The organism is Mesorhizobium waitakense, from assembly GCF_056431085.1.
The window spans coordinates 1-1,073 of record NZ_JBWKME010000133.1; the positions used below are offsets into that span (position 1 = coordinate 1).

A 1,073-nucleotide genomic window follows, 5' to 3' on the forward strand; every position below is an offset into this window, starting at 1 on the left:
ACCTCATGTTGGACGAGTATCGCAATAACCTGGCGAGAGATTTATTGCTTTGCGCGGCAACCGCCACTGGCGCCTCACAGGTCGGCATGCGGGCAGGACGGGATGAGGTGGCTATGAAGGATCGACTGGATGACATTCTTCAACCGCGATCTTTGCCGGACGATCTGATTGCGCCGCGTCACTTGCCGGCGCAGCGCCTGTGTCGGCTCGTCCGGAATCCAGACTTCTGGCAGGAAGCCTGCTGTCGCCAGAACGCCGGCATCGATCGTATCCGTCTTGATCTTGGCATAGGCAATGATGCGCACCTGCTTCGGGTTTGCGATCACCACTTCTGTACGTGCGGCGCGACAACCGCGGCGGCCGAGGACGCGTTGGCAGTGGCCTCTATCACCACGATGTCGCTCGGCGCCAGCTTTGCGGCAAACGCCTCTAGCAGTCGCGCCGCATGTCGACACGGCCCAGCCGCCTGAGCCTGCCGTCCTCCCACGCCACCGCCTCGGCGAAGGCGCGGTGGATATCCAGTCCGATGATGCACATGCCTGTTGCCTCCTTTCTGGCTCGGTCAAGAACGGGAGCTGGCGGGCAACACGACATCTACTGATCCGCGCTCGCAGCGCATCCGGGAAAGTCGCGAGGGGCGGCCATGTAACGAGCTCGGGCTCTCAGCCAACGGTCTAAAGACGGCCTGCCCGCACCTTCGTGCTCCCGGTGCCCCAGGTCCCGGATGGGCTCACCATAAGGCCGTTCCAAACAAAGAAACAGCAGGACGAATAGGCACCGCAGATCACATACCGGATAACGGCCAGGTCGAAAGAATGAACCGGACTATCAAGGATGCCACCTACTACGAGAGCCACGATCAGCTTCGCCAGCACCTTGCAGACTTCGTCTCCGCCTACAACTTCGCTCGTAGGCTGAAGACCCTCAACGGCCTCACGCCTTACCAGTTCATCTGCGAAGCTTGGGCCACAGAACAACAACGCTTCAAGCTAAATCCGCTCTAGCAAAATGCCGGGACTAAACACAAGGCTATGAGCAACTTGCGGGCGAGCGCTACGATCATCTTCGTTTTG

At 59.9% G+C, this 1,073-nt stretch carries 2 pseudogenes; one reads left to right on the top strand and one right to left on the bottom strand.

Annotated features, from left to right (window positions below):
- Positions 1-77: 77 nt before the first annotated feature.
- A pseudogene (locus AC07FD_RS27060) lies at positions 78-537 on the bottom strand (IS110 family transposase); the annotation flags it as partial.
- A gap of 254 nt (positions 538-791) precedes the next feature.
- On the opposite strand from AC07FD_RS27060, the pseudogene AC07FD_RS27065 reads away from it, so the two are divergent.
- Positions 792-1,035 (top strand): annotated as a pseudogene (locus tag AC07FD_RS27065) (integrase core domain-containing protein); the annotation flags it as partial.
- Positions 1,036-1,073: the final 38 nt, after the last annotated feature.